Source organism: Amycolatopsis sp. MEPSY49 (assembly GCF_051337345.1).
Classification (GTDB): Bacteria; Actinomycetota; Actinomycetes; order Mycobacteriales; family Pseudonocardiaceae; genus Amycolatopsis.
This window is the reverse complement of record NZ_JBDLYJ010000004.1, coordinates 161126-185243: the sequence shown is the minus strand read 5'-3', so window position 1 is coordinate 185243 and position 24118 is coordinate 161126. Positions and strand designations below refer to the sequence as shown.

24 protein-coding genes are annotated in these 24118 nt (G+C 71.6%); 11 read left to right on the top strand and 13 right to left on the bottom strand.

Annotated features, from left to right (window positions below; genetic code table 11):
* The first annotated feature begins 2 nt into the window (after nt 1–2).
* From ABFJ78_RS20335 to ABFJ78_RS20320, 4 genes are read left to right on the top strand one after another with little or no spacing between them, the layout of a single operon-like run.
* Nucleotides 3–1952, top strand: coding sequence for an acetyl/propionyl/methylcrotonyl-CoA carboxylase subunit alpha (locus ABFJ78_RS20335; RefSeq protein WP_436387947.1), 1950 nt, complete (start codon nt 3–5; stop codon nt 1950–1952).
* Nucleotides 1949–3115, top strand: coding sequence for an acyl-CoA dehydrogenase family protein (locus ABFJ78_RS20330; protein WP_436387946.1), 1167 nt, complete (start codon nt 1949–1951; stop codon nt 3113–3115). Before ABFJ78_RS20335 ends, ABFJ78_RS20330 begins: the two co-directional genes overlap by 4 nt.
* A 60-nt stretch (nt 3116–3175) precedes the next feature.
* Complete coding sequence (locus ABFJ78_RS20325; protein WP_436387945.1) at nt 3176–4012, top strand: SDR family oxidoreductase; 837 nt, start codon at nt 3176–3178, stop codon at nt 4010–4012.
* Nucleotides 4009–4605: a TetR/AcrR family transcriptional regulator gene (locus ABFJ78_RS20320; protein ID WP_436387944.1), complete on the top strand. Its 597-nt coding sequence runs from the start codon at nt 4009–4011 to the stop codon at nt 4603–4605. The genes ABFJ78_RS20325 and ABFJ78_RS20320 overlap by 4 nt, the downstream gene beginning before the upstream one ends.
* Here the strand turns inward: ABFJ78_RS20320 and ABFJ78_RS20315 are convergent.
* Nucleotides 4565–5404 (bottom strand): helix-turn-helix transcriptional regulator, encoded by an 840-nt coding sequence (locus tag ABFJ78_RS20315; protein WP_436387943.1) that lies wholly within the window; start codon nt 5402–5404, stop codon nt 4565–4567. The genes ABFJ78_RS20320 and ABFJ78_RS20315 overlap by 41 nt on opposite strands.
* 87 nt (nt 5405–5491) lie before the next feature.
* Here ABFJ78_RS20315 and ABFJ78_RS20310 point away from each other — a divergent pair, with 87 nt between their 5' ends.
* Nucleotides 5492–6532 (top strand): aldo/keto reductase, encoded by a 1041-nt coding sequence (locus ABFJ78_RS20310; protein ID WP_436387942.1) that lies wholly within the window; start codon nt 5492–5494, stop codon nt 6530–6532.
* Nucleotides 6533–7025: 493 nt separating this feature from the next.
* The gene (locus tag ABFJ78_RS20305) at nt 7026–7283 is read left to right on the top strand and encodes a hypothetical protein (protein ID WP_436387941.1); all 258 of its coding nucleotides are present in this window, start codon (nt 7026–7028) and stop codon (nt 7281–7283) included.
* Nucleotides 7284–7319: 36 nt separating this feature from the next.
* Here ABFJ78_RS20305 and map read toward each other — a convergent pair whose 3' ends face one another.
* Complete coding sequence (gene map, locus ABFJ78_RS20300) at nt 7320–8102, bottom strand: type I methionyl aminopeptidase (RefSeq protein WP_436387940.1); 783 nt, start codon at nt 8100–8102, stop codon at nt 7320–7322.
* A 121-nt stretch (nt 8103–8223) separates the two neighbouring features.
* Between map and murJ the strand changes: the two genes are divergently transcribed.
* Nucleotides 8224–10005: a murein biosynthesis integral membrane protein MurJ gene (gene murJ / locus ABFJ78_RS20295; RefSeq protein WP_436387939.1), complete on the top strand. Its 1782-nt coding sequence runs from the start codon at nt 8224–8226 to the stop codon at nt 10003–10005.
* 128 nt (nt 10006–10133) lie between these two features.
* Nucleotides 10134–10616 (top strand): hypothetical protein, encoded by a 483-nt coding sequence (locus ABFJ78_RS20290; protein ID WP_436387938.1) that lies wholly within the window; start codon nt 10134–10136, stop codon nt 10614–10616.
* Here ABFJ78_RS20290 and ABFJ78_RS20285 read toward each other — a convergent pair.
* Together ABFJ78_RS20285 and ABFJ78_RS20280 are read right to left on the bottom strand one after the other, a co-directional pair.
* Nucleotides 10580–11953 (bottom strand): purine-cytosine permease family protein, encoded by a 1374-nt coding sequence (locus ABFJ78_RS20285; protein ID WP_436387937.1) that lies wholly within the window; start codon nt 11951–11953, stop codon nt 10580–10582. The two genes, ABFJ78_RS20290 and ABFJ78_RS20285, sit on opposite strands and share 37 nt — an antisense overlap.
* A 222-nt stretch (nt 11954–12175) precedes the next feature.
* A complete protein-coding gene (locus ABFJ78_RS20280) occupies nt 12176–13126 on the bottom strand; it encodes a chitinase (RefSeq protein WP_436387936.1) in 951 nt (316 codons plus the stop codon).
* 337 nt (nt 13127–13463) lie between these two features.
* On the opposite strand from ABFJ78_RS20280, the gene ABFJ78_RS20275 reads away from it, so the two are divergent.
* Complete coding sequence (locus ABFJ78_RS20275; RefSeq protein ID WP_436387935.1) at nt 13464–14735, top strand: diguanylate cyclase; 1272 nt, start codon at nt 13464–13466, stop codon at nt 14733–14735.
* 97 nt (nt 14736–14832) lie between these two features.
* The gene (locus ABFJ78_RS20270; RefSeq protein WP_436387934.1) at nt 14833–15309 is read left to right on the top strand and encodes a hypothetical protein; all 477 of its coding nucleotides are present in this window, start codon (nt 14833–14835) and stop codon (nt 15307–15309) included.
* Here ABFJ78_RS20270 and ABFJ78_RS20265 read toward each other — a convergent pair.
* Complete coding sequence (locus ABFJ78_RS20265; protein WP_436387933.1) at nt 15303–16268, bottom strand: isopenicillin N synthase family dioxygenase; 966 nt, start codon at nt 16266–16268, stop codon at nt 15303–15305. The genes ABFJ78_RS20270 and ABFJ78_RS20265 overlap by 7 nt on opposite strands.
* Nucleotides 16269–16277: 9 nt before the next feature.
* The gene (locus ABFJ78_RS20260; RefSeq protein ID WP_436387932.1) at nt 16278–16748 is read right to left on the bottom strand and encodes a nucleoside deaminase; all 471 of its coding nucleotides are present in this window, start codon (nt 16746–16748) and stop codon (nt 16278–16280) included.
* 111 nt (nt 16749–16859) lie between these two features.
* Between ABFJ78_RS20260 and ABFJ78_RS20255 the strand changes: the two genes are divergently transcribed.
* Entirely contained in the window at nt 16860–17816 is a 957-nt protein-coding gene (locus ABFJ78_RS20255) for a helix-turn-helix transcriptional regulator (RefSeq protein ID WP_436387931.1), read from the top strand.
* Here ABFJ78_RS20255 and ABFJ78_RS20250 read toward each other — a convergent pair.
* From ABFJ78_RS20250 to ABFJ78_RS20220, 7 genes are all read right to left on the bottom strand, one after another.
* Complete coding sequence (locus tag ABFJ78_RS20250; RefSeq protein ID WP_436387930.1) at nt 17813–18901, bottom strand: winged helix DNA-binding domain-containing protein; 1089 nt, start codon at nt 18899–18901, stop codon at nt 17813–17815. The two genes, ABFJ78_RS20255 and ABFJ78_RS20250, sit on opposite strands and share 4 nt — an antisense overlap.
* Complete coding sequence (locus ABFJ78_RS20245) at nt 18898–19455, bottom strand: DinB family protein (RefSeq protein ID WP_436387929.1); 558 nt, start codon at nt 19453–19455, stop codon at nt 18898–18900. Before ABFJ78_RS20245 ends, ABFJ78_RS20250 begins: the two co-directional genes overlap by 4 nt.
* A gap of 64 nt (nt 19456–19519) precedes the next feature.
* Nucleotides 19520–19978: a pentapeptide repeat-containing protein gene (locus ABFJ78_RS20240; protein ID WP_436387928.1), complete on the bottom strand. Its 459-nt coding sequence runs from the start codon at nt 19976–19978 to the stop codon at nt 19520–19522.
* A gap of 46 nt (nt 19979–20024) precedes the next feature.
* Nucleotides 20025–20657 carry a TetR/AcrR family transcriptional regulator gene (locus tag ABFJ78_RS20235; protein ID WP_436387927.1) on the bottom strand — a complete coding sequence of 211 codons (633 nt, stop codon included), beginning with the start codon at nt 20655–20657 and terminating at the stop codon, nt 20025–20027.
* A gap of 148 nt (nt 20658–20805) precedes the next feature.
* Complete coding sequence (locus ABFJ78_RS20230; RefSeq protein ID WP_436387926.1) at nt 20806–21912, bottom strand: ROK family protein; 1107 nt, start codon at nt 21910–21912, stop codon at nt 20806–20808.
* A gap of 345 nt (nt 21913–22257) precedes the next feature.
* Entirely contained in the window at nt 22258–23157 is a 900-nt protein-coding gene (locus tag ABFJ78_RS20225; protein WP_436387925.1) for an NADP-dependent oxidoreductase, read from the bottom strand.
* 52 nt (nt 23158–23209) lie between these two features.
* Entirely contained in the window at nt 23210–24100 is an 891-nt protein-coding gene (locus ABFJ78_RS20220) for an NmrA/HSCARG family protein (RefSeq protein WP_436387924.1), read from the bottom strand.
* Nucleotides 24101–24118 lie beyond the last annotated feature (18 nt).

Genomic DNA, 24118 nt, shown 5'->3' with positions numbered 1-24118 from the left:
CGATGATCCAGAACCTGCTGGTCGCCAACCGCGGCGAGATCGCCCGCCGCGTCTTCCGCAGCTGCCGCGACGCCGGCATCGGCACGGTGGCGGTGTTCTCCGACGCTGACGCCGCCGCGCCGCACACCCTCGAGGCCGACGCGGCCGTCCGGCTGCCCGGCAACGCGCCGTCCGAGACGTACTTGCGGGCCGAGCTGCTGGTCAAGGCCGCGGCCGACACCGGCGCCGACGCCGTCCACCCCGGCTACGGCTTCCTGTCCGAGAACGCCACGTTCGCCCGCGCCGTGCTCGACGCGGGGCTGACGTGGGTCGGGCCGCCGCCGGAGGCCATCGAGACCATGGGCTCCAAGGTGGAGTCCAAGCGGCTGATGGCCGCGGCCGGGGTCCCGGTACTGTCCGAACTGGACCCGGCGTCGGTGACGTCCGACGACCTGCCGTTGCTGGTCAAGGCCTCCGCCGGCGGCGGTGGCCGCGGGATGCGCGTGGTCCGCTCGCTCGACGAGCTGGCCGAGGCGGTGGAAGGCGCCAGTGCCGAGGCCGGGTCCGCCTTCGGCGACCCGACCGTCTTCTGCGAGCGGTACCTGGAGACCGGTCGCCACATCGAGGTCCAGGTGCTCGCCGACACCCACGGCACGGTGTGGGCGGTGGGGGAGCGGGAATGCTCCATCCAGCGTCGCCACCAGAAAGTCGTCGAGGAAGCGCCGTCGCCGTTCGTCGACGCCGCCATGCGCGAGGAGCTGTTCGACGCCGCGCGCAAGGCCGCCAAGGCGATCGACTACGTCGGCGCGGGCACGGTCGAGTTCCTCGCCGGGCCCGACGGCCGGTTCTACTTCCTCGAGATGAACACCCGGCTGCAGGTCGAGCACCCGGTCACCGAGAACGTCACCGGCCTGGATCTGGTCGCGCTGCAGCTGCGGATCGCCGAGGGCGAGCGGCTGCCCGCCGACCCGCCGCCGACCGTCGGCCACTCCATCGAGGTCCGGCTCTACGCCGAAGACCCGGCCGCGGGCTGGCAACCCCAGAGCGGCACCCTGCACACGTTCGAAGTGCCCGAAGTGGACCGTTCGTTCGAACACGGACCCGGCCTCCGGCTCGACTCCGGCTTCGAGACGGGTTCGGTGGTGGGCGTCCACTACGACCCGATGCTGGCCAAGGTGATCACCTGGGCGCCTACCCGCGCCGAAGCCGCCCGGCGGCTCGCCAAGGCACTCGCCGCGACGAAGATCCACGGCGTCGTCACCAACCGCGACCTGCTGGTGAACATCCTGCGCCACGAAGCCTTCCTGGCGGGGGAGACCGATACGGCGTTCTTCGACCGTCACGGCCTCGACACCCTCGCCGCGCCACTGGCCACAGTGGACACCGAGCGCCTGTCGGCCCTCGCGGCGGCGCTGGCGGACGCGGCGGGCAACCGGGCGTCGGCCACCACGCAGAGCAGGCTGCCCAGCGGCTGGCGCAACGTCCGCTCGGCCGGGCAGCGCAAGGTCTTCACGGTGGCCGACCGCGAGTACGAGGTCGTCTACTCGCTGACCCGGAACGGGCTCGAGGCCGAGGGCTTCGACGTGGAGCTGGTGTCCAACGAGCCCGGCCGGGTCGTGCTGGATGTCGCGGGGGTGCGGCGCACCTTCGACGTCGCCCGCCACGACGGCGTGTCCTACGTGGACTCCGCGCTCGGCTCGGTGGCGCTGAACGCCGAGCCGCGGTTCGCCGACCCGGACGCGGCCCTCGCCGCCGGGTCGCTGGTCGCGCCGATGCCCGGCACGGTCGTGCGGCTCGCCGTCCAGGCCGGTGACCCGGTCAAGGCCGGCGACCCGTTGCTGTGGCTCGAAGCGATGAAGATGGAACACCGGATCGCCGCGCCCGCCGACGGCGTGGTGGCGGAGCTGCCGGTGACGGTGGGACAGCAGGTCGAAGTGGGCACGATCCTCGCGGTGGTGGGAGAAGCGGAATGAACGCCATGAACTTCATCGAGCCGGAGGAGCGGATCGCGCTCCGCAAGGCCGTCGCCGAGCTGGGCGCCAAGTACGGGCACGAGTACTACGCCCGCAAGGCCCGCGCGGACGAGAAGACGCACGAGCTCTGGGACGAGGCCGGGCGCCTCGGCTACCTCGGCGTCAACATCCCCGAGGAGTACGGCGGCGGGGGCGCGGGCATCGCCGACCTCGCCGCGGTGCTCGAAGAACTCGCCGCTGCGGGTTCGCCGTTGCTGCTCATGGTCGTCTCGCCGGCGATCTGCGGCACAGTCATCTCCCGCTTCGGCACCGAAGAGCAGAAGAAGCAGTGGCTGCCGGGCATCGCCGACGGCAGCAAGCGGATGGTCTTCGCGATCACCGAGCCGGACGCCGGGTCGAACTCGCACAAGATCACCACCACGGCCAAGCGGGACGGCGACGGCTGGGTCCTCAGTGGACGCAAGGTCTACATCTCGGGCGTCGACGAGGCCGACGCGGTGCTCGTCGTCGGCCGCATGGAGGACTCGAAGACCGGCCGGCTCAAGCCCGCGCTGTTCATCCTGCCCACCGGCACCGAGGGCTTCGAGTACACGAAGATCCCGATGGACATCATCGCGCCGGAGAACCAGTTCTCGCTGTTCCTCGACGACGTCAAGCTCCCGGCCGAAGCGCTGGTCGGCGAGGAGGACGCGGCCATCGCGCAGCTGTTCGCGGGCCTCAACCCCGAACGCATCATGGGCGCGTCGTTCTCCCTCGGCATCGCCCGGTACGCGCTGTCGAAGGCCGTCGGCTACGCGAACGAGCGGCAGGTGTGGGGTGCTCCGATCGGCACCCACCAGGGTCTCGCGCACCCGTTGGCCGAGATCAAGATCGAGCTGGAACTCGCCAAGCTGATGACGCAGAAGGCCGCGTCGCTCTACGACTCCGGCGACGACTTCGGCGCGGGCGAGTCGGCCAACATGGCCAAGTACGCCGCCGCCGAGGTGGCGATCCGCGCGACCGACCAGGCTGTGCAGACCCACGGCGGCAACGGCCTCGCCACCGAGTACGGCCTCGGCACGCTGGTCACGGCGGTGCGGCTGGGCCGGATCGCGCCGGTCAGCCGCGAAATGGTGCTCAACTTCGTCGGTCAGCACAGCCTCGGCCTCCCCAAGTCCTACTGACTACTGACCCCGAAGCGTCACTTTCCCCGAGAAAGATGCGTCGCCTCACGGAGGTTTTACATGGCTGGATTGACGGGCAAGACCATCATCATGTCCGGTGGGAGCCGCGGTATCGGTGAGGCGATCGCGCTCCGGGCCGCGAAAGACGGCGCCAACGTCGCCCTGCTGGCGAAGACGGCCGAGCCGCACCCGAAGCTGCCCGGCACGATCTACACGGCGGCCGAGGCGATCGAGAAGGCGGGCGGGCACGCGCTGCCGATCCTCGGCGACGTCCGCGACGACGACGGTGTCGCCGCCGCGGTGGCGAAGACGGCCGAGCAGTTCGGCGGCATCGACATCGTCGTGAACAACGCCAGCGCGATCGACCTGACGCCGACCGGCCAGGTCAGCATGAAGCGCTACGACCTCATGCAGGACATCAACGCGCGCGGCACGTTCCTGCTGTCCAAACTGGCCATCCCGCACCTGAAGAACGCCGCGAACGGGCACATCCTGACGCTGTCGCCGCCGATCAGCCTCGACGAGAAGTGGTTCACCGCCGGGCACCTCGCGTACAGCATCGCGAAGTACTCGATGAGCCTGGTGACCGTCGGACTCGCCGCGGAGCTGAAGAAGGACGGCATCGCGGCGAACTCGCTGTGGCCGCGCACCACGATCGACACCGCGGCGATCCGCAACGTCGTCGGGGCGGAGCTGGCGTCGCGCAGCCGCACACCGGAGATCATGGCCGACGCCGCGTACGCGATCCTGACCAAGCCGAGCCGGGAGGTCACCGGGAACTTCTTCCTCGACGACGAGGTGCTGCGGGCCGAAGGCGTCACCGACTTCGCGAAGTACCGCGTCGGCGACACCGCGGAGGAAGACCTGCAGCTCGACTTCTGGGTCGAACCGGCTTGACCGGCGTCCGCGAACCCCAGCAGGAACGCAGCCGCACCACGCGGCGGCGGCTGATCGAGGCCGCGCTCGACGGGTTCGGCGAGCGCGGCTGGCACGGCGTCACGGTCGCCGGCATCGCCGAGCGCGCCGGCGTCTCGCGCGGCGCGGCCCAGCACCACTTCCCGACGCGGGAGGACCTCGTCGTGGCGGCGGTCGACCTGCTCGGCCAGGCGCAGATCGACGAGCTGCGCGCGCAGGCCGCGGACCTGCCGAGCGGGCCGTCGCGCACCGAGCGCGTCGTCGAGATGGTGCTGAACCTCTACACCGGGCCGTTGTTCCGCGCGGCCCTGCAGCTGTGGGCGGTCGCGGCGACCGACGAGGCCCTGCGGGACGTGCTGGTGCCGCTGGAGGCCAGGGTCGGGCGCGAGGCGCACCGGGTGGCCGTGGAGCTCCTCGGCGTCGACGAGTCCCAGCCGGGGGTGCGCGAACTGGTCCAGGCCACCCTCGACCTGGGCCGCGGGCTGGGTTTGGCGAACCTGCTCACGGACGACGCGCGCCGCCGCAAGCAGATCGTCAGGGAGTGGGCGCGGACGCTGGAGCTGCGGCTCGGGTGAGCCGGTCCAGCGCCGCCTGGCTCTCTTCGTCGGCGGCGCGGTGGATCACCAGCAGCTGGTCCGGGTCCTGGACCGGCCGGAGCGTCTCGAACTGCAGGGTGAGGACGCCGGCCTCGGGGTGCCGCACGACCTTGCGCCCGCGGCCGTTGACCTTGACGTCCTGGCCGGCCCACAGCCGCGCGAACTCCGCGTTCCCGGTGGTCAGTTCCCGGATGAGGCCGGTCAGCGCCCGGTCGTCCGGGTGCGCGGCCCACGCGGCGCGCAGGTGGGCGATCCCTTCCCGCACCACGGTTTCCCGGTCGACGTAGAACTCGCGCACCCGCGGGTGCGCCAGGCACAGCCACATCGCGTTGCGCCGCGCCGGCGGCAGCGTGCCGAAGTCCACCAGCAGCCGCGCCATTTCGGGGTTCCACGCCAGGACGTCGTAGCGGTGGTTGAGGAGCATGGCCGGCAGCGGGGACAGGTCCGTGACGAGCCCGGCCAGCGGCGGCGTCGCGGTGGTGGCGAGCTCGCCGTCGTCGCGTGGCCGCTGCCGGGTCAGGTCGAAGAGGTAGGCGCGTTCGTCGGGGGCCAGCCGCAACGCCCCGGCCAGGGCCTCCACGACGTCCGCCGAAGGCCGCAACCCGCGGGCCTGTTCCAGCCGGACGACGTAGTCGACGCTGATCCCGGCCAGCGCGGCGACGTCTTCGCGGCGCAGTCCCGGCGTCCGCCGGCGCGGCGGCAGGCCGAAGTCCCGCGGGTTCAGGCGTTCCCGCCGGGTCCGCAGGAACGCGGCGAGCTCCGCGGTGGGGGTCGTCATGATCGCTGCAACAGCCGGGGTGGGACTCGTGTTCCCAGGAAGTCCTTTCCCTTACCGCCGCCGGGTCGCGAGCGGAGACTCACGGCCATGGCATTGACACTGGACACCTACCGGCTGCTGGGCCGCTCGGGGCTGCGGGTTTCCCCGCTGGCGCTGGGCACGGCGACGTTCGGCACCGAATGGGGCTGGGGCGCGGAGAAGGCGGAAGCGCGCAAGCTGTTCGACACGTACGTCGAGCGCGGCGGCAACTTCATCGACACCGCGAACACCTACACCGACGGCAGCGCCGAGCGTCAGCTGGGCGAATTCACCCGCGACCACCGCGAGAGCCTGGTCCTGGCCACGAAGTACACGACGCTGCGCCGCCCCGGCGACCCGAATTCCACGGGCGCCCACCGCAAGAGCCTGGTCGCATCGGTGGACGCCAGCCTGCGGCGGCTGGCCACGGACTACGTCGACCTGCTGTTCCTGCACGTGTGGGACTTCACGACACCGGTCGAGGAGATCCTGCGTGGTCTGGACGACCTGGTCCGCCGGGGCAAGGTGCTGTACGTGGCGATCTCGAACGCCCCGGCGTGGGAGGTTTCGCGCATGCAGGCGATCGCCGACCTGCGCGGCTGGGCCCCGCTGATCGCGCTGCAGGTCGAGTACAACCTGATCAACCGCGCGGCGGAACGCGACCTGATCCCGATGGCGCGCACGATGGGGCTGGGGGTGACGCCGTATTCGCCACTGGCGGGCGGGCTGCTGACGGGCAAGTACCGCGCTACTTCTCCCGCGGGTGGTCGGGAGAGTTTCAACGCCGGGCTGGGCATGGTCACCGAACGGAACCTCGCCATCGCGGACGTCGTCACGGAGGTCGCAGGGGAGCTGGGGCACACGCCCGCGCAGGTCGGGTTGGCCTGGACCTTGCAGAACCCCGGTGTGACGGCATCGATCGTCGGGGCGCGAACGCCGGAGCAACTGGAGGGGAACCTGGGGGCACTGGAGGTCGAGTTCACCAACGCCCAGCTGACCCGGCTGGACGAGGCCAGCAGGATCGACCTCGGCTACCCACACGACCTGCTGGCCGGAGACCACATCCGGGCGGTGATGCGCGGAGACCTGAAGCTGGAAGCCCGCCGCTAGAGGCGAGCGGAGTCGGCTCGAGACCCGGAGAAAAGAGCTGGGTGGTCATCGCGTCGCCTGAGGCCGGTAAATCACTTTGAGCCAGGCCCGCAACCCACTCGAGAAGGCGAGAGAACAGCAAGAGCTTGCGGGCCTGGCTCAAAGTGATAGGCCTCGTCCAGGCGACGGGATGACCACCCAGCAACCCACCAGCCAAGGAGAGACGACAGCAAAACCCAGGGCCATCCCAGAGCCTGCCCGCCCGGCGAGGGCAGCTTTTCCCACAGGGACCCCGCAGCAGGGACCCCGCAGGACGGACCCCGCAGCGGCGACCCGCCGAGACCTCCCGCAGGGACTCCACCGACCGTTCACCGCGACGCTCGACCGTTCACCCCACCAACCGACACCCATCGGAACCCCGATCTGCTCCGAACCGTCATAGTGTCGTAAGTAACACAATCGGCCCAACGGGCGAATGACTATACGTAGCAAGACCGCAGAGGAAGGCAGTCCGGTGTCCGGTTCAGGAGTCGAGCTCACCCACCGCGCGATGGCGATGCTGAAGGCGGTGGCCGCGGGACGTGCGCAGATGTCGTGCAGCTGCGAGCCCGACCTCTTCATCGACGGATTCGCGTGCTGCGATCAGATGACGGCCCACGCGCTCGCCCGCGGCGGCTACCTGCGTCCCGCCGTCGAAGCCGCCGCCGGGCGCGTCCCGGCCGAACTGACCGAGGCCGGGCGCGCCGCGCTGGAGATCACCGTCGCCGCCTGAGCTTCCGCACGTGCGTTACGCATCGTCGTCGTTCGCTCAGGTGTTCGATTCGCCTTCCCGTCGGGTGAGCACCCGGGCCTCGCCTTCGGTGACGGCGACCGTGTGCTCGGAGTGGGCCGTGCGGGAGCCGTCGGCCGACCGGATGGTCCAGCCGTCGGGGTCGTAGACGATCCGGTCGGTCGTGTGGGCGAACCAGGGTTCCAGAGCGAGCGTCAGGCCGGGCCGCAGCTTCATCCCGCGGCCGGCCGTGCCCTTGTTGGGAACGTGCAGGTCCTCGTGCATGGTGCGGCCGATGCCGTGCCCGCCGAACTCGGTGTTGACCGGGTAGCCGTACTCGGCGGCCACCGCCCCGATCGCCGCGGAGATGTCGCCCAGCCGGTTGCCCGGGCGGGCCGCGTCGATCGCCGCCTCCAAGGCTTCCTCGGTGGCGCGGACGATCCGCAGGTCCTCCTCGGCGGGGGTGCCGACGATGACCGTGCGCGCCGAGTCGGCCGCCCAGCCGTCGATGCTGACCGCGAGGTCGGCGGTGAGCACGTCGCCGTCGCGCAGCACGTAGTCGTGCGGCAGGCCGTGGAGGACGGCGTCGTTGACCGACAGGCAGATGACGTTGCGGAACGGGCCCTTGCCGAAGGACGGCGCGTAGTCCCAGTAGCACGACTCCGCGCCGCGCCGCTTGATCATCCCGCGCGCGTGGTGCTCGAGGTCCAGCAGGTTGACGCCCACGTCGGCGAGCCGGCCGACCTCGGTGAGGATCTCGGCGACGAAGCGGCCGGTCACGTGCATGCGGTCGACTTCCGCAGGCGACTTCAGTTCGATCACGAAAACCTCGCGTCACAAAGGGTCGGTATAATTATACCGGAACGGTAGCACGTTCCCGGTATAGGAATACCAGTCCGGTGCGCGGGGTCACGAAAGCCGCCCGACCTGGCAGGCTTGGGCCATGGCGGAACCACCACCACCGGTCGACGACGAGGCGACGGTCTTCCTCCCCAGCGAGCTGCGCGGCGCCCACTGGCCGACCCGAGACCCCGACGTCTCCCGGCGGCCCTACGACGAGTTCGCCACCCAGATCGTCGCGCGGCCGCCCGCTTCGCCCGTCTCCGCCGGGCGTGGCGAGGGCGCCGGGTCGTCGCTCGCCCGCTCGAGCGGCCGGATGGCCGTGGCCTCGACGGTCAGCCGGATCACCGGGTTCGTCGCGAAGCTGCTGCTCGCCGCCGTCGTCGGCACCCGGGTCGTCAACGACTCCTTCACCGTCGCGAACACTCTGCCCAACATCGTCTTCGAGCTGCTCTTCGGCGGCGTGCTCGCCAGCGTCGTCGTGCCGCTGCTGGTCCGCTCGCAGGACGACCCGGACGGCGGCCGCGCCTACACGCAGCGGCTGATCACGATGGGGCTCGTGCTGCTCACCGTCGGCACGGCCGTCGCGGTGGCGATCGCGCCGCTGTTCACCACGCTCTACGTCGACAAATCGTCTCCGACGGCCAACCCGGGCCTGACCACCGCGCTCGCGTACCTGCTGCTGCCGCAGATCCTGTTCTACGGCCTCTTCGCGCTGCTCTCGGCGATCCTCAACGCCCAGAACGTCTTCGGCCCGCCGGCCTGGGCGCCGGTGCTGAACAACGTCGTCGTCACCGGCACGCTCGTCGTGTTCGCCGTCGTGCCGGGGGAGCTGACGCTCGACCCGGTCCGGATGAGCGACCCGAAGCTGCTGGTCCTCGGCCTCGGCACCACGCTCGGCATCGTCGTGCAGGCCGTCGTGCTGATCCCCGCGTTGCTGCGCACCGGGTTCCGGTTCCGCTGGCGCTGGGGCTTCGACCCGCGGATCAGGGAGTTCGGCGGGCTCGCCGCGTGGATCCTCGGCTACGTCGTGATCAGCCACGTCGGGTTCGTCGTCACCACCCGCGTGCTGACGCACGGCAACAGCGGCGGCGTCACGGCCTACAGCTACGCGTCCCTGCTCTTCCAGCTCCCGTACGGCATCCTCGGCGTTTCGCTGCTGACCGCGTTGATGCCGCGGATGAGCCGCGCGGCCGCCGACGGCGACACGGTCTCGCTCGTCGGCGACCTCTCGCTCGCCTCCCGCATGTCGACGGTGCTGTTCGTGCCGATCTCCGCCGTGCTGGCCGTCGTCGGCACGCCGGTCGGCATCGCGATCTTCACCTGGGGCCGCGGCACGCTCGAGGACGCCGAGCGGCTCGGCCAGACCCTCGCCGTCTCCGCCGTCGGGCTGCTGCCGTTCGCGCTGGTCATGTTGCAGCTGCGGGTGTTCTACGCGATGAAGGACGCCCGCACGCCGACGCTGATCATGCTCGTGATGACCGCGGTCAAGATCCCGTTGCTACTGCTGTGCCGCGGCCTGCTCGACGGCGAGCACGTCGTCTACGGCGTGATGCTCGTCAACGGCGCCGGGTTCGTCGTCGGGGCCGTGCTCGGCCAGGTGTGGCTGTGGGTCCGGCTCGGGCACCTGCGCAGCAAGCGGTCGCTGCGGGTCGGGCTGATCACGCTGTCGGTCAGCGCGCTCGGCGTCGGGGCCGCCGTGCTGGCCGGCTACGCCGTGCCCGGTTCCCTCGGCCCGATCGCGGGCGCGTGGGTGAAACTGCCGGTCCAGACCTTGCTGGGGATGGCTGTCCCGTTCGGACTGCTGGCGTTGCTCAAGCTGCCGGAGTTCACCCCGGTGACCCGGCGCGTGGCCGGTCTCCGGCGGCGGTTCGCCTCTCGTTGACGACTACGGCCACCGACGCGATCCGGATGTCTCGAAACGGTAACGAGACCGCTGCGATCAGCGCGTTTACATTTCCGGCGCGGCTTCCTAATATCCACCCGGATCAGCGATGGGGTGGAGGTTCGTGCATGACGCGCAGGGCGCGCAGGCGGCGGGACCGGGTTTCGGTCGACGAACTGCTGCGGCAGGCCGGGGTGCGCGCGAGGCGGCCCGGTTCGCGGTCGGCCGAGACGGCGGCCCGGCGCGATCCCGGCGACGAGCCGCGCGGTGCGGCGGGCCGGCTCGCGCTGGCGTCGGCGGTGCTGGTGGTGCTGGGCGGGTTGGTGGTCGTCCTGGCGTCGCGGCCCGAGCCCGTCCCGGGGACCACGCAGTTCCCGCAGCTGCAGCCGGCGACCGGCGTCCCGACGTCGACGGCCATCGCGGCGCCGACGCAGACGACCACGCCGTCCCCGGTGGTGATGCACGCGCGCAAGACGCCGACTCCCACGCCCACGGTGACGGTGGAGCTGCCGCCGTCGCCGACGACCACGGTCACCCTGCCGTCGTCCACATGGGACTGGAGCCGCTGCTACCCCTACGGCTGCCGGCGTGATGGCACGCCGGTGCGCTGACGGCGCAGCAGGAGGTATATGCCGGCGGCGAGCAGGAACCCGGCGGCGAACGTCAGATCGCCGGTGCCGGGCACCGCTTTCGGGATCGGCGCGGTGTAGAGCGCCTGGTTCGCGAAGAGCCCGACGGACACCACCAGCCCGACGAGGAACGCGGTGAACCCGGCGGTGTTGCGGTGGCCCCGGTCGAAGAGCAGGTCGCCGAACTCCGTGCCGCGGCGCAGGTGGTGGTCGGCCAGCAGGACGCCGAGCCACGGGCCGATCCAGTAGGCGATCACGAGCAGGAAGTTCTCGTACGCGTGCCCGGCGTCGGCGAGCCCGAGCCAGGCCAGCACGAACCCGACCGCGCCGAACGCCAGCGCGACGACGGCGCGGCGCCAGGCCAGCGGCAGCCGGACGCCGAGCGCGAGGAACGCGAGCGCGCCCGAGTAGACGTTGAGGACGTTCGCGGCGACGGCGCCGAGCGTGATCGCCAGCAGTGTCGCGGCGGCGAGGAAACCGGGCAGGTGCCCGGTGAACGCCGTCGTGGGGTTGTCCTCGGCCGGGCCGGCGATGGTCGTCGAGGCGGCGCCGGCGAGCATCAGGACGGTCGTCGACAGGAACAGCCCGCCGCCGGCGTAGAGGCCGATCGCCCGGGGTGACGCGGTTTTCGGCAGGTAGCGCGTGTAGTCGGCGGCGTAGGGGTTCCAGCCGGCGGTGTAGCCGAACGCCGTCCCGACGGCGAGGAGGAATCCGCCCACGCTGCCGGAGTTGGTGGTGGCGCCGGACTTGCCGAAGACGACCACGCTCGCGACGGCGAACACGACGGCCAGCACGGCGAAGACGTACTTTTCGTACGCCTGCACGAGGTTGTGCCCGAAGAAGGCGATGACGATCTGCAGCGCGACGACGAGCGCGAGGCAGGCGAGCGTCGGGAGCCCGGTCAGGCTGGCGAGCGCGAACGCCCCGCTGACGCTGTTGACGGCGAACCAGCCGACGCCGGCCATCACCGACATCAACGCGGCGGGCAGCAGGTTCCCGCGGTGCCCGAACGCGGCCCGCCCGAGCACCATCTGCGGCACGCCGTAGCGCGGACCGCGGGCGCTCAGGACGCCGTGGGCCACGGCGCCGAGCCCGTTCCCGACGACCGCGGCGAGCGCGGCCTGCGTGAAGGAGAGCCCGAAGGCGGTGACGGCGAGGACGCCGACGAAGACGGTGGCGAACTCGAGGTTGGGGGAGGCCCAGGTCCAGGCCAGCTGCCGGGGCGTGCCGTGCCGGTCGGCGTCGGCGACGGGTTCGACCCCGCCGGGCTCGACCGCGACGACCTTGTCGCCGTAGGAGGGGTGCTCGGTGCTCGCCATGCGAAGACGGTAGGCGACGAAGATTTCGGCGGTGTGACGGAATCCGGTGGGTTCCCCGGCGACGTGAATGACTCATTCCTGTCGTCAGGTGACATGAATGAGTCATTCACGTCATCCCGGTGACCGGAACGGGTGTGTCGCTGACCGGGACCCCGCGAAGGCCCCCTCACCGGCCCCGATGCCGGTGAGAGGGCCTCCGACAGCCCCACTACGGGTCTCGCGTCAGCCGGCGTACCCGGCGACGATCTTCGTGAACGCGTACTTGTCCTGCGTGATGCCGCTGCACTCGCCGCCGCCGCTGCAGTCGCGGTTGGTGGCCCAGAACGTGAACCGGGCCAGGTGGTGGCTCGTCGCGTAGCCGCGGATGGAGTTGAAGTTCGCCACGGTGACCGTCTCGCCCGCGTTGTCGGTCTTGCCGTTCATCGAGGAGAGACCGCTGTGCCGGTAGGCGGTGTCGTCGTTCCAGCCGAACGTGGTCTTGAGCTGGTTCTTCAGCCCGTCGACCGCGGACTTCGTCATGGCGGCCATGTCGCCGCCGCTGGAGAAGTCGAACGGCATGACCGACCAGACGTCGACGCCGGCGCCGATCGCCTTGGCCTGGTTGATCAGGCGCTTGCCCCACGAGTCGGGGCCGGTCGTGGTGGTGCCGATCGTGATGACGACCTTCAGGTTCGGGTTCTTCTGCTTGGTCAGCTTGACCGCGTTGAGGATGCGGTCCTGCACCGTGTTGTTCTGGAACTCGTCGGTGTTCTCGATGTCGAGGTCGATCGCCTTGAGGCCGTAGGCGTCGATCACCTTCTGGTACGCGCCCGCCAGCGCCGAGGCCGACGTGCACTTGGAGCCCAGCTTCGTGCCGGACCAGCCGCCGAAGGAGGGGATCACGTCCCCGCCCGCGTTGCGGATGTTCTGGATCATCGTCTTGTCGGAGCCGGTCAGCGAGCGGCTGCCGTCCCACTTCGGGTTGCAGGTGCCGTCCGACAGGACGAACGCGAGGGTAAACGCTTTCACGCCGGTCGCGGACATCGCCGCGGTCGGGCTGGTCTGCCCGCCCCACTGGTACAGGTACGGGGACGCGAGCACCGGGTCGACCGCGGCCATGGCCTGCGGGGCGAGACCGACCGCCGTCGCCAGCGCGGCCGAAGCCGCGAGCGCGAGGGTCACCAGACGGCGCACCAGGGGCGCCGATCCGGCCAAAAGCAGGCCGCCCCCCGAGCGACGAGTAACCGTTGCTGCGGAGTTGTTCGGCCGTGGCTGTGGCCGGATCGGCGATGAGCGGTACAGCATGGGGGTCCTCCAATGTGCGAGTGGAGCACCTCCGGTTTGAGGCGGCGGGATCATCCCGGGAGGAGCGCTGTGTGCCACCACACAGTGGACTAGACCAATGTTGCGTGTCAACCCTCCTTCGGTCGGAAAATGACGCACGGTGCGCGCGCGGGTGCCGAGCGTCGGCGGTGTGAGATTCCCCTGAAGGCGGAGTGACACCGCCCGCCATTCCGGCTACTTTGCCGAAATGGTGGGGGATTCGGTCGCCGCGGGCGGGGGACGCCGCCCGAGCCGGTTCTTGCCCGCCGTCGTGCCGCGGCACTGGGCGCTCTGGCGGCTGCCGCGTCGCGGCCAGGTCCTCTACCTCGTCGCGATCGACGTCCTCGCCGTCGTCGCCGCCGTGCTCGCGGCGCTGCGGTTCCCGCCGCTCGCCGCGATGCTCACGCCGTTCGCGCTGCTCCTGGGCGGCATGCTCGTCTCGGCCGAACTCGCCAGGACCGTGGAGCGTCACCGCGAGGACACCCTCCTCGGCCCCGGCGTCGACACGCCGTGGATCTTCGCCGGGGTGCTCGTGCTCCGGCCGGGCCTCGCCGTCGCACTGGTCGTGCTCTCCGCGCTGCACCAGTGGTTCCGGGTCCGCAGAAGACCCGGGTACCGGCAGGTGTTCGGCGCCGCGGCGACGGCGCTGGCCGGTCTCGTCGCCGGCGCGTTCCTCACCGCGACCGGCGTCCGGCCGCTCGGCGAGGTCCTCGACGCCCGCACCGTCGTCCTGCTGACCGTCGCCGGCGTGGTGTTCCTGGCGGTGAACGCCGCGCTCGTCACCGCCGCCGACGGCCCCCGCCGGCTCCGCGCCGCCCTGCCCGGCCACGCCTTCGACGCCGCGATGACGGCGTTCGCCCTTCCCCTCGCCTGGGCCGTCGAAGCCGCGCCGCTGCTGGTTCCGCTGCTGGCCGGCGCCACCGTCGTGCTGCACCGCGGCGGGCTCGGCCACGGCCGCCGCGACCACGTCACCCTCGACCCCGGCACCGGCGTGCTGACCGCGGCGTCGTGGCGCGGCGCCGCCGAAGCCGAACTGGACCGGCTCGGCCGCCACGGCCCCGGTCAGGCGGTGCTGGTGCTCGACCTCGACCACTTCCGCCGGCTCAACGACCGCTACGGCGCCCGCATCGGCGACGCGGTCCTGCGCGCGGTCGCCGACGCCCTGCGCGACGAGGTCCGGGCCGCGGACCTCGTCGGCCGGGCCGGCGGCGAGGAGTTCGCGGTGCTGCTGCCCGGAACCGGCCGCTTCGACGCCATGGCGATCGCCGAGCGGATCCGGCTGCGGGTCGCCTCGACACTGGTGGCGCTGAAGGCTTCCGGCGACGGCCCGCAGTTCGTCGGCGTGACGGTGTCGATCGGGGTGGCGGTCTGCGCGCCCGGAGCGGCGCTGACGGACGCACTGCCGGCGGCGGAAGCGGCGGTGCTGCGCGCGAAGGCGGCGGGCCGCAACCGGACGATCTGCGCCGAACCGGCGTCGTGATCCTTCCGTTAAGAAACGCGTACAACCGGGCATACCGCCGGGCGTCTTGAATGGCAGGAAGGCGGCGAGGGGCCGTCGGGGGATTCAGGGGGAAACAATGCGTTCAGTTCGTCGTGTCGTCGTGGCCGGAACCGGTGTGGCGGCCGCGATCGTTCTTTCGGGCTGCACCGGTCAGCAGAACGCGCCGGCCGGCAGCCAGGCCGCGACCGCGCCGCCCGCCACGACGACGCCGGCCGCGACCACGGCCGCCGCGCCCGCGCAGGCCACCACGTCCGCGCAGGCGGTGAAGCCGGCGCCCACCAAGGTGGGCGCTTGCGCCTCGGCGACCAAGGCCACGCTGGAAGCCTCGCTCAAGGCGGACGAGAAGGTGTCCGGCGCGCTGATCGTCGACGGCAAGGGCCTGCAGCGCATCAAATGCGTCGCCCCCTGGGCGTTCGCGCACTTCTCCAACGAAATCGACGGGGGCAGCGTTCTGTTCACCTACCGGAACGGGTCCTGGGTTCCGGTGGGTGGCGGTACCGGGGAATTGTGCGAAAATGTCCCGGCCGCGACCGCGAAGCAAATCTGTTATTGAGCGACCGTGATCGCGTTCAGTTTTTCGCGGAGGTAGTCCGAAGCGATCACTTCCGGGTACGTCGTCCTGCCCAATGGCGGGGCCAGCGACGTGATCCGCGCGTCGTGGTCGGTCTCGTAGAAGAAGATCAGCGACACCAGGTCTTCGTCCGGGGCGGCGGCCGCCGGCGGGAGGACGCGGTGGCGCGTCGAGCGCCAGCGGTCGCCCGTCCAGCGGGCCATCAGGTCGCCGATGTTGACCGTGAACGCGTCCGGGTGGAACGGCGCGTCCTCCCACTCGCCGTCGGCGGTGTAGACCTGCAGACCGCCGACGCCGGCCTGGCGGTCGAGCACCGTCACCGTGCCGAAGTCGGTGTGCGGCCCGATCCGGAACTGCTCCGCCGCCGGCGCGCCGACGCGGGTCATCGGCGGGTACCAGTTGATGTTGAACGTGTACGTGGGGTGCGCGGTGTGCCGCGTGAAGTGGTTCTCGGCCAGGCCGAGCGCCGCGGCGCAGATTTCGAGGAGGTGGTCCGAGAGCGCGCGCATCCGGCGCATGTACTCCGTCGCCGTCTCGGCGAGGCCCGGGACCTCGACCGGCCAGACGTTGGGCTGGAACCAGAACCCGTCGACCTCGGCGACGCCGACGCCGAGGTCCGCGCCCGCGGAGAACGACTCCTTCAAGTCCGGCGGGGTCTCGGTGCCCTCGGCGTAGCCGTTGGCCTCGACGCCCGGCGGCAGCCAGCCGCGGCCGCCGACGGTGACGGCGTAGCGCTGCTTGACGTCCTCGGGCAGCGCGAAGAACTCCCGCGCCAGCTCACGCGTCCGGTGGCGCAGGTCGTCCGGCACGCCGTGCCCGGTGACCAGCAGGAACCCGGACTCCCGCAGCGCGGCGTCGATGCGCGTCGCCACCTCGGCCCGGCCCTCGGACGTGCCCGCGAACCACGGTGAAAGGTCCACGAGCGGAACGGTTGACGGCATACCGGCTCCTCAAACACTGTCCTGTTCGGACTTTTCGACCCCGATGTCTTCGAACCACAGGTCCGGGCGCGCGGCGATGAACTCCGTCATCAGCGCGGTGCAGGCGGGATCGTCGAGCAGGGTGATCTCCACGCCGAGCCCGGCGAGCCAGTCGTGCCCGCCGTGGAACGTCGTCGCCTCGCCGATGATGACGCGCCCGATCCCGAACTGACGGACGAGCCCGGAGCAGTACCAGCACGGCGAAAGCGTGGTGACCATGATCGTGTCGCGGTAGTGCGGGCGGCGGCCGGCGTTGCGGAAGGCCGAGGTCTCCGCGTGCATCGACGGGTCGTCGTCCTGCACGCGCCGGTTGTGCCCGCGGCCGAGCAGCGTGCCCGTGGTGTCGAACAGCGCGGCCCCGATCGGCACGCCGCCTTCGGCTTTGCCCAGTTCGGCTTCTTCACGGGCGACGGCCAGCAGGGCGTCCGGGTCGATCGGCATGCGTCACTCTTTCCGCCCGACGCGGTCCGTGGCAAGTGTTTGACGATTCAACCGCACCTTCCGGCGGATCGCGGACCGAAGCTGTCCTCGATGTCTGGCACACTGCGTCCCATGTACGGGACATCGGAACGCCTGCTCAGGCTGCTGTCGCTGCTGCAGGCCCGCCGCGACTGGCCGGGCGCGGACCTCGCGTCGCGGCTCGAGGTCGACGTCCGCACGATCCGCCGCGACGTCGAGCGCCTGCGGTCCCTGGGGTACCCGGTGCACGCGACGCCCGGCGTCGCCGGCGGCTACCGGCTCGGCGCGGGGGCCGCGCTGCCGCCGTTGCTGCTGGACGACGACGAGGCGGTCGCGGTGGTGGTCGGCCTGCGCACGGCGGCGAACGGTACCGTCAGCGGCATCGAGGAGACGTCGGTGCGCGCGCTGGCGAAGCTCGAGCAGGTGCTCCCGGCGCGGCTGCGGCCGCGCGTGGGCGCCTTGGGCGCGGCGACGGTGTCGCTCCCGGGCGGCGGCCCGGTGGTGGACGCGTCGGTGCTGACGGCGATCGCGGCGGCCTGCCGCGACCACGAGCGGCTGCGGTTCCCCTACGGCGACCGCGCCGGCACCGAGACCGAGCGGTCGGTCGAGCCGCTGCGGCTGGTCCACACGGGACGGCGCTGGTACCTGGTCGCCTACGACCTGGACCGGGCCGGCTGGCGCACGTTCCGGGTGGACCGGATCACGGGGGTGCCGGCGCCGAGCTTCCGGTTCACGCCCCGCGAGCCGCCGGCCGAGGACCTGGCGGCGTACGTGTCGCGGCAGATCTCGTCGGCGCCGTACCCGCACCAGCTCGTGCTGCGCGTGGCGGCGCCGGCAGCGGTGGTGGCGGCGCGGGTGCCGCCGACCACCGGGGCGGTGGAGCCGATCGACGAGCACAGCTGCCGGGTCCGGACCGGGGCGAACACCCTGGACACGGTGCCGTACTACCTGGCGCAGTGGGGGTACGACTTCGTGGTCGAGGAGGCCCCGCCGGGGTTGGTCGAGCGGCTGCGGGAGGTGGCGGAGCGCTTCGCCCGCGCGGTCGGCTAGCCCCCTCCGAGCCGGACGCGATCGCTTTCGCCGTCGCTCAGGAAGGCGGCCAGCTCACTGCCTTCCGCCACCAGTTCGCGGCCTTCGGTCTTGGTCAGTTTTCGCAGGGGCCGCACGGTTACGGTGTCGTCCTCGACCGTCCACGTCGCCGAGACGCGGCCGCCCACCAGCACCACCCGCTCACCGGCCACCGAAAGCCCGCGGTGGGCGTCGTCGATGACGCGGGTCCGGTCGTCGTAGCCGAGGATCGCGTTGTCGAACGCGGGCAGGAACCGCACGGGGGCGGGCGTGCCCGGGTCGGGCCGCGGCGCGTCCGGCAGGTCGAGCAGCTCGCGGCCGCGCTCGTCGCGGAAGACCACCAGCTCGTCGCGCACGGCTTTCACCGCCGCGGGCAGCCCGGCCAGACCGGACCAGGCGCGCAGGTCGGCCGTCGCCGCCGGGCCGTACGCCGCCAGGTAGCGCCGCACGAGCGCCCGCCCGACCGCGTCGTCCGGATCGAGGGGGTCGACGTCGCGGCCCAGCCACGTCGACAGCGGCAGGTTCCGCACACCGGCCTTGACGCGCCACAGCCCCCGCGGCGGCAGCTGCGCGACGGGAATCAGCGCGGCGACGAGCATCTCGCCGAGCGGCCGCGGCCCGGCTTCCGGCCACCGAGGGGCGACGGCCCGCGCGAGGTCGCCCATCGACCGCGGCTCGCCGTCGGCCAGGACGGCGTGGCCCGCCTCGGCGAGTTCGTCGAGGTCGACGCCGTCGAGCTCGCGGCGGTACACGCCGAGGACGCGCTGGCGCAGCATGGCGTCGAAACGCGCCCGCCACGCCAGGACGTCGTCGGCGGTGAGCAGGTGGACGGTCCGGCGCATCAGGTGCGTCCGCACGACGCGCCGTCCGGTGAGCAGGCCGGACAGCGCCGCCGGGGCGAAGTTCCGCAGCCGCGACCACAGCCCCGTGAACGGCTCCTGCGGTTCCTGCGCCTGGAGGCCGCCGAGGTGCGCGACGGCGTCGTGCACGGGCAGGTCGGCGCGGTCCAGCAGGAGCTGCCGGGCGAGCGTCGCGCGGTTGAGGGCTTCGGTGCCGAGCACGGTCACGTCGACTTCTGCCCGTCGAGTGTCTCGCGGAGGATGTCGGCGTGCCCGGCGTGCTGGACGGTCTCGGCGATGACGTGCAGGACGGCCCGCCGCGCGGTCCACCGCTGCCCGGGCCGGTCGTCCCACGGCGCGTCGGGCACCGGGTGCGTCACGGACAGGTCAGGCAGCGTGCGGATGACGTCCTCGGTGCGCTTGGCGACATCTTCGTAACGCGCCCGGATGGTCGCCAGGGTGTCCCCGGGCCGCATGGCGAACTCGTTCTGGTGGTCGATCATCCACTGGGGGTACTCACGGGCGGTCCCGGCGACGATGTCCGCCCAGGTCACGCCGTCGGGGAGGTCGAACCGCATGGCCGACGGGCCTTCGACGACGAAGCGCAGCCAGTTGTCTTCCATCGACGTGACGTGCTTGAGGAGCCCGCCGAGGCAGAGGGCGCTGACGGTCGGGGTCGCGCCGGCCTGCTCGTCGGTGAGGCCGTCGGTGGTGGCGAGCAGGGCGGCACGCGCGGTGGCCAGCTCGGCGATCAGGTCGTCGCGCTCGGTATCGGTGATCATGCGCCCAGCGTGTCAGGGATAGCGGACAGGGAGTGTCCGCTATTGCGCCTGCGATCGAGTGCGCTCAGCCATCGTCTCGCACCCCGGCCGAACCGGGGTCGAAACCGGGCGGCCACCACGTGGTCTCGTCCGCCAAGGCGCCCTCGAAGGCGGTGTCGTCGATGATGGTCTCTTCCAGATCCGCCCCGCGGACGTCCGCGGAACGGAAATTGGCCTGGGCGAGGTTCGCGCCGTGGACCGAACGCGCAGCGGGGGTGTGGCGTCGATCTCCCGCTGTTGCCGGCTGTCTTCGACGTTGTACCTCAGCTGGCGCCACGTGCCGTAGGCACCGAGGAGCAGAACCGCTCCCGCGACGCCTTGCAGGAGCGTTGCCCGCGCGTCGTTGACGGCTTTCACGTAGTCGGCCGGCGACATAGCCGTGAGCTGTGCGGTGGTGACCTCGGCGCGCACGATCAGGACCGGGAAGACCGTCGTGCAGGCGGTCAGGAGGGCGAGACCCAGCCCGGCCAGGAGGACGATCCATCCCCACCGCTGTGGACTGAACGCAGGCGTCCGCACAACGAGATCGTTCAGTCTGTGACCGGTGTGTCGGGCTGCGTCGCGCCGAGCATGCGCAGCACGAGGCCGCCGTACTCCTTGCCGAGCGCGGCCGGGGTCTGGCGGGCGCGCTCGGTGTACCAGCGGGCGACGTCGACGCCGAGGGAAAGCACCGCGCGGGCCGAAGTGTGCGGGTCGGACACCGTGAAGACGCCCTCCTCGACGCCGTCGGCGATGACCTCGCGGACGATCCGCTCGATGCGCCGCCGCAGCTCGGCGACCACCTCGAACTCCTGCTGCGGGAGGGCTTGCAGCTCGTACTGGACGACCCGGGCGACGGTGTGGCGCCGCGCGTGCCAGGCGACGAAGTCCTCGACGATCAGCCGGATCCGCTCGACGGGATCGGACTCCTTCGCGACGACGTTCTCCACCAGGGCGAGGGTCTGCTCGTGGCCGTACCGGCTGATGGCGAACAGCAGCGCGGCCTTGGAGGGGAAGTGAACGTAGAGCGCGGCGGGGCTCATCCCGGCGGCTCCGGCGATGTCCCGCGTGGTGGTGGCGTGGTAGCCCCGCTTGGCGAAGGCCTCCACCCCGGCCAGCATCAACCGGCGAGCGGTCTCGGGCTGCACATCCGGCCAGAGTTCGGCCGACAGCGACGTCGTCATCCGGTGATCCTCCCAGACCCCACCGCCCGGGATGGCCGGCTTCGGTCGTGCCCATTGTAAGCGAGCGCTAACCCGAGATTTTGGGGGAACCATCCCGTTTTCGGGGATGACATACGGGGGATGGCCCGTCGCCGAGGCCGCGGCCGGATCAGCAAGCGGTCGGTGAAACCCGCGGCGTTTCGCCCAGCGGATCGTGCAGCAGCCGCGAGAATCCGAGCTCGCCGGCGCCGATCAGGGTGGTGTCGTCCCCGAGGGCCGACACACTCAGGCGCACTTTCTCCTTCGCCACCGGCAGCACATTGCGGGCGACGCGACTGCGTACTCGCGGCAGCACACCGGCGTACACATCCCGCAACATCCCGCCGAAGACGACCACGGCCGGATTGAAGAGATTGATGAGATTCGCCACGCCGATGCCCAGCCAATCCCCGACGTAGTCGAGCGCGTCTCGAGCGTCGGCGTCGCCCGCGGCCGCGTCGTCGGCCACCGCCCGCACGGCGGCACGCCCGAAGACCTCCGCCGGTCGGTGTGCGGCGTCCAGCAAGGCCCGTTCACCGGCTTCCGCCTCCAGGCACCCGCTGGAGCCGCAGCCACAAGGCCGCCCGTCGTGCGGGTTGACGATCATGTGGCCCAGCTCGCAGCCGTACCCCGCGTCGCCGTCCAGCACCGTGCCGCCGACGATGATCCCGCCACCGACGCCGACGTCGCCGTGCAGGTAGACGAGGTTCTGCTCGCCCATCCCGGCCCCGCGAAGGTGCTCCGCGAGCGCTCCGAGATGCGCCTCGTTCCCCACCGGCACCCGCAGTCCCAGCCCCAGCCGGCGGGCCAGTTCGGCGCCGAACGCCTGGTCGACCCAGCCGAGGTCGGGTCCGAACCGGACGGTCCCGTCGTGGGGACGGATCATTCCGCAGTACGAGGCCCCGAGCCCCACGCAAGTCGACGTCGGCGGCGCCGCCTCGGCCAGCTGCCGGCCGAGTTCCGCGAGCGTCGTGACCACGTAGTCGAGATCGACTACGGACCGGCGCCGGGCAGCGACCTTGCGGTCCAGGACGACCCCGCCGAGGCCGATCCGGGCGGCGACCAACCGGTCCACCGCGACGTCGAACGCCAATACGTGGAAACGCCGGGTCTCCGGCCGCACGATGAACGACGGGCGGCCCTGGTGCCGGTTGTCCGTCTGCGGCACTTCCCGGACCAGGCCCGCCGCGCTCAGTTCCGCCGTCAACGTCTTGATCGTGCTTCGGTTGAGGTTCATCCGTCGCGCGAGGTCAGCCCGCGAGATTCCACCGCTCAGGTGCACAAGGCGGAGAAAAGCACCGCGATTGTGCCGACGCATCTCCTCCTGGTCCAACCCGACCCTCGAGCCGTCCCAGGGCATCAGCAATTCCATGTCGTGTCCGATGCGTCGAGTGTTTCGGCCAGACTCGCACCAACACGCCCTCCGCGCAATCCTGTGCGGCGGTGTCGCCGCCGGCAGCCTGCCGGCCTTGCAATTTGCGCAGCTGGCGGGATTGGCGAAGTGGTAAATCGATTGGCTGACCCGTGATCAGTCAAACGATGAAACGCGGGTACGACGGAACCGAGCCGGCCGGGCGCTGAGCTACGGCCGGAGGACGAGCTTCCCGGCGGCGTGCCCGCTCGCGCTCAGCTCCTGCGCCTTCGTGGCGTCTTCCAGCGGAAGGTTCTGCGCGATGCGCACCGTGAGCTTGCCGTCGGCTGCGAGGCGGGCGTACTCGCCGAGGCGGGACCCGAACGGGGCGCCGGGGCCGGAGAAGGTGACGCCCAGTTCGGCGGCCTTCGTGTCGGCGATGGTGATGATCCGGTCGGTGCCGCCGCGCAGGTCGATCGACACCTCCAGGTCGCCCGCCCCCGCGGCGTCGTACACGGCGTCGATCCCCTGCGGTGCGGCCCCGCGGACCCGGTCGGCGAGGCCGGCTCCGTAGGCGACCGGGATCGCGCCCAGCGAGCGCAGGTAGTCGTGGTTGCCGGGGGAAGCGGTGCCGATGACCGTGGCGCCGCGGGCGAGGGCGAGCTGGACACCGACGGCGCCGGACACCCCGGCGGCTCCGTGCAGCAGGAGCGTGTCGCCTGCCCCGACGCCGAGGGCGTCGAGCACGCGGACCGAGGTCTCGACCGCGACGGGCAGGGCCGCGGCGAGGTCCCAGTCGAGGTCCGCGGGCTTCGGGCCGAAGTCGACGGCCAGCGCGTGCTCGGCGTAGGCGCCGGTGACGGTCCAGCCGAGGACCTCGTCACCCACCGCGACGCCGGTCACGCCTTCGCCGACCTCGTCGACGACGCCGGCCGCCTCCACGCCGGGGATCACCGGGAACGGCGGCGTGACCTGCGGCCGCCACCCGTTGCGGATCTTGGAGTCGAGCGGGTTGACCCCGGCCGCCACGACCTTCAGCCGCACCTGTCCGGGTCCGGCGTGCGGCTCGTCGACCTCTTCGAGGCGGAGGACTTCCGGGCCGCCGAACTCGGTGTAGGTGATCGCCTTCATGTCCTGCTCCAGTGCTCGTCGCGAGGGAAAGATCAACGCTCCAGGGGAAAGCTCAACCTCGGCCTGGACCGGCGGGCGCGGTCCAGCCGGTGGATCGGATCCACTCGGCCAGGTCGAGGGTGGCCGGCTCGATCGCCCGCGCCACCGCGAGATCCGACGGGTGTTCCGCCGCCTCCGCGAACTGGCGGAACATCGCCCGGTCGAGGTCGCTGGGGAGCACGCTCAGCGGGAGGGCCTCGTACCGTGCCGGGAGCCCGGCGCGCGCGCCGAACGCCGCGGCGATCTGCGGGCCCGTCAGCTCGTCGCCGACGATCTCGACGGCTCCGCCGGGTGCCTCCGCGGTGCCGAGCAGGAGCGCGGCGGCGACCCGGCCGACGTCCCGGAGCGAGATCATCTTCAGGGCGGCGTCCTCCGGCAGCGGCAGCTTCAGCACGAGCTCTCCGTGCTCCAGGCTCGGTGCCATCACCTCCATGAAGGGGGCCGGGCGAACCATCGTGGCCCGGAGACCGGACTTCCTCAGGTACTGCTCGATCGAGTGCTTCGAGTCGTGGTGCGGCACCCCCGACTCCCGGTCCGCGCCGAAGACCGAGTTGAACACGACGTGCGGGACGCGTGCGGCGACCGCCGCGTCGACGAGCGCGGTGCCGATGCGGATCTCCGTCTCGACCTCTTCGAGGGTGTTCGCCTCCGGGGTCATGAAGGAGAACGCCTTGACCGCCGTCAGCGCGGCGGTCAACGACGCCGGGTCGTCGGTCCGGATGGCCGCCAGTTCGACGCCGCGGGCGGCCAGCGCCTGAGCCCGGTCGGACCGCGGGTTGCGGACCAGGGCCCGCACCGGGGCTTTGTGGTCCAGCAGCGCGTCGACCACCGCCCCGCCCTGTTGCCCCGTCGCGCCGAAGACCGCGATCGTGCCGGCGTCCTCGGGCTTGATCTGGTGTGACATGTCTCCACGATGCGGTCC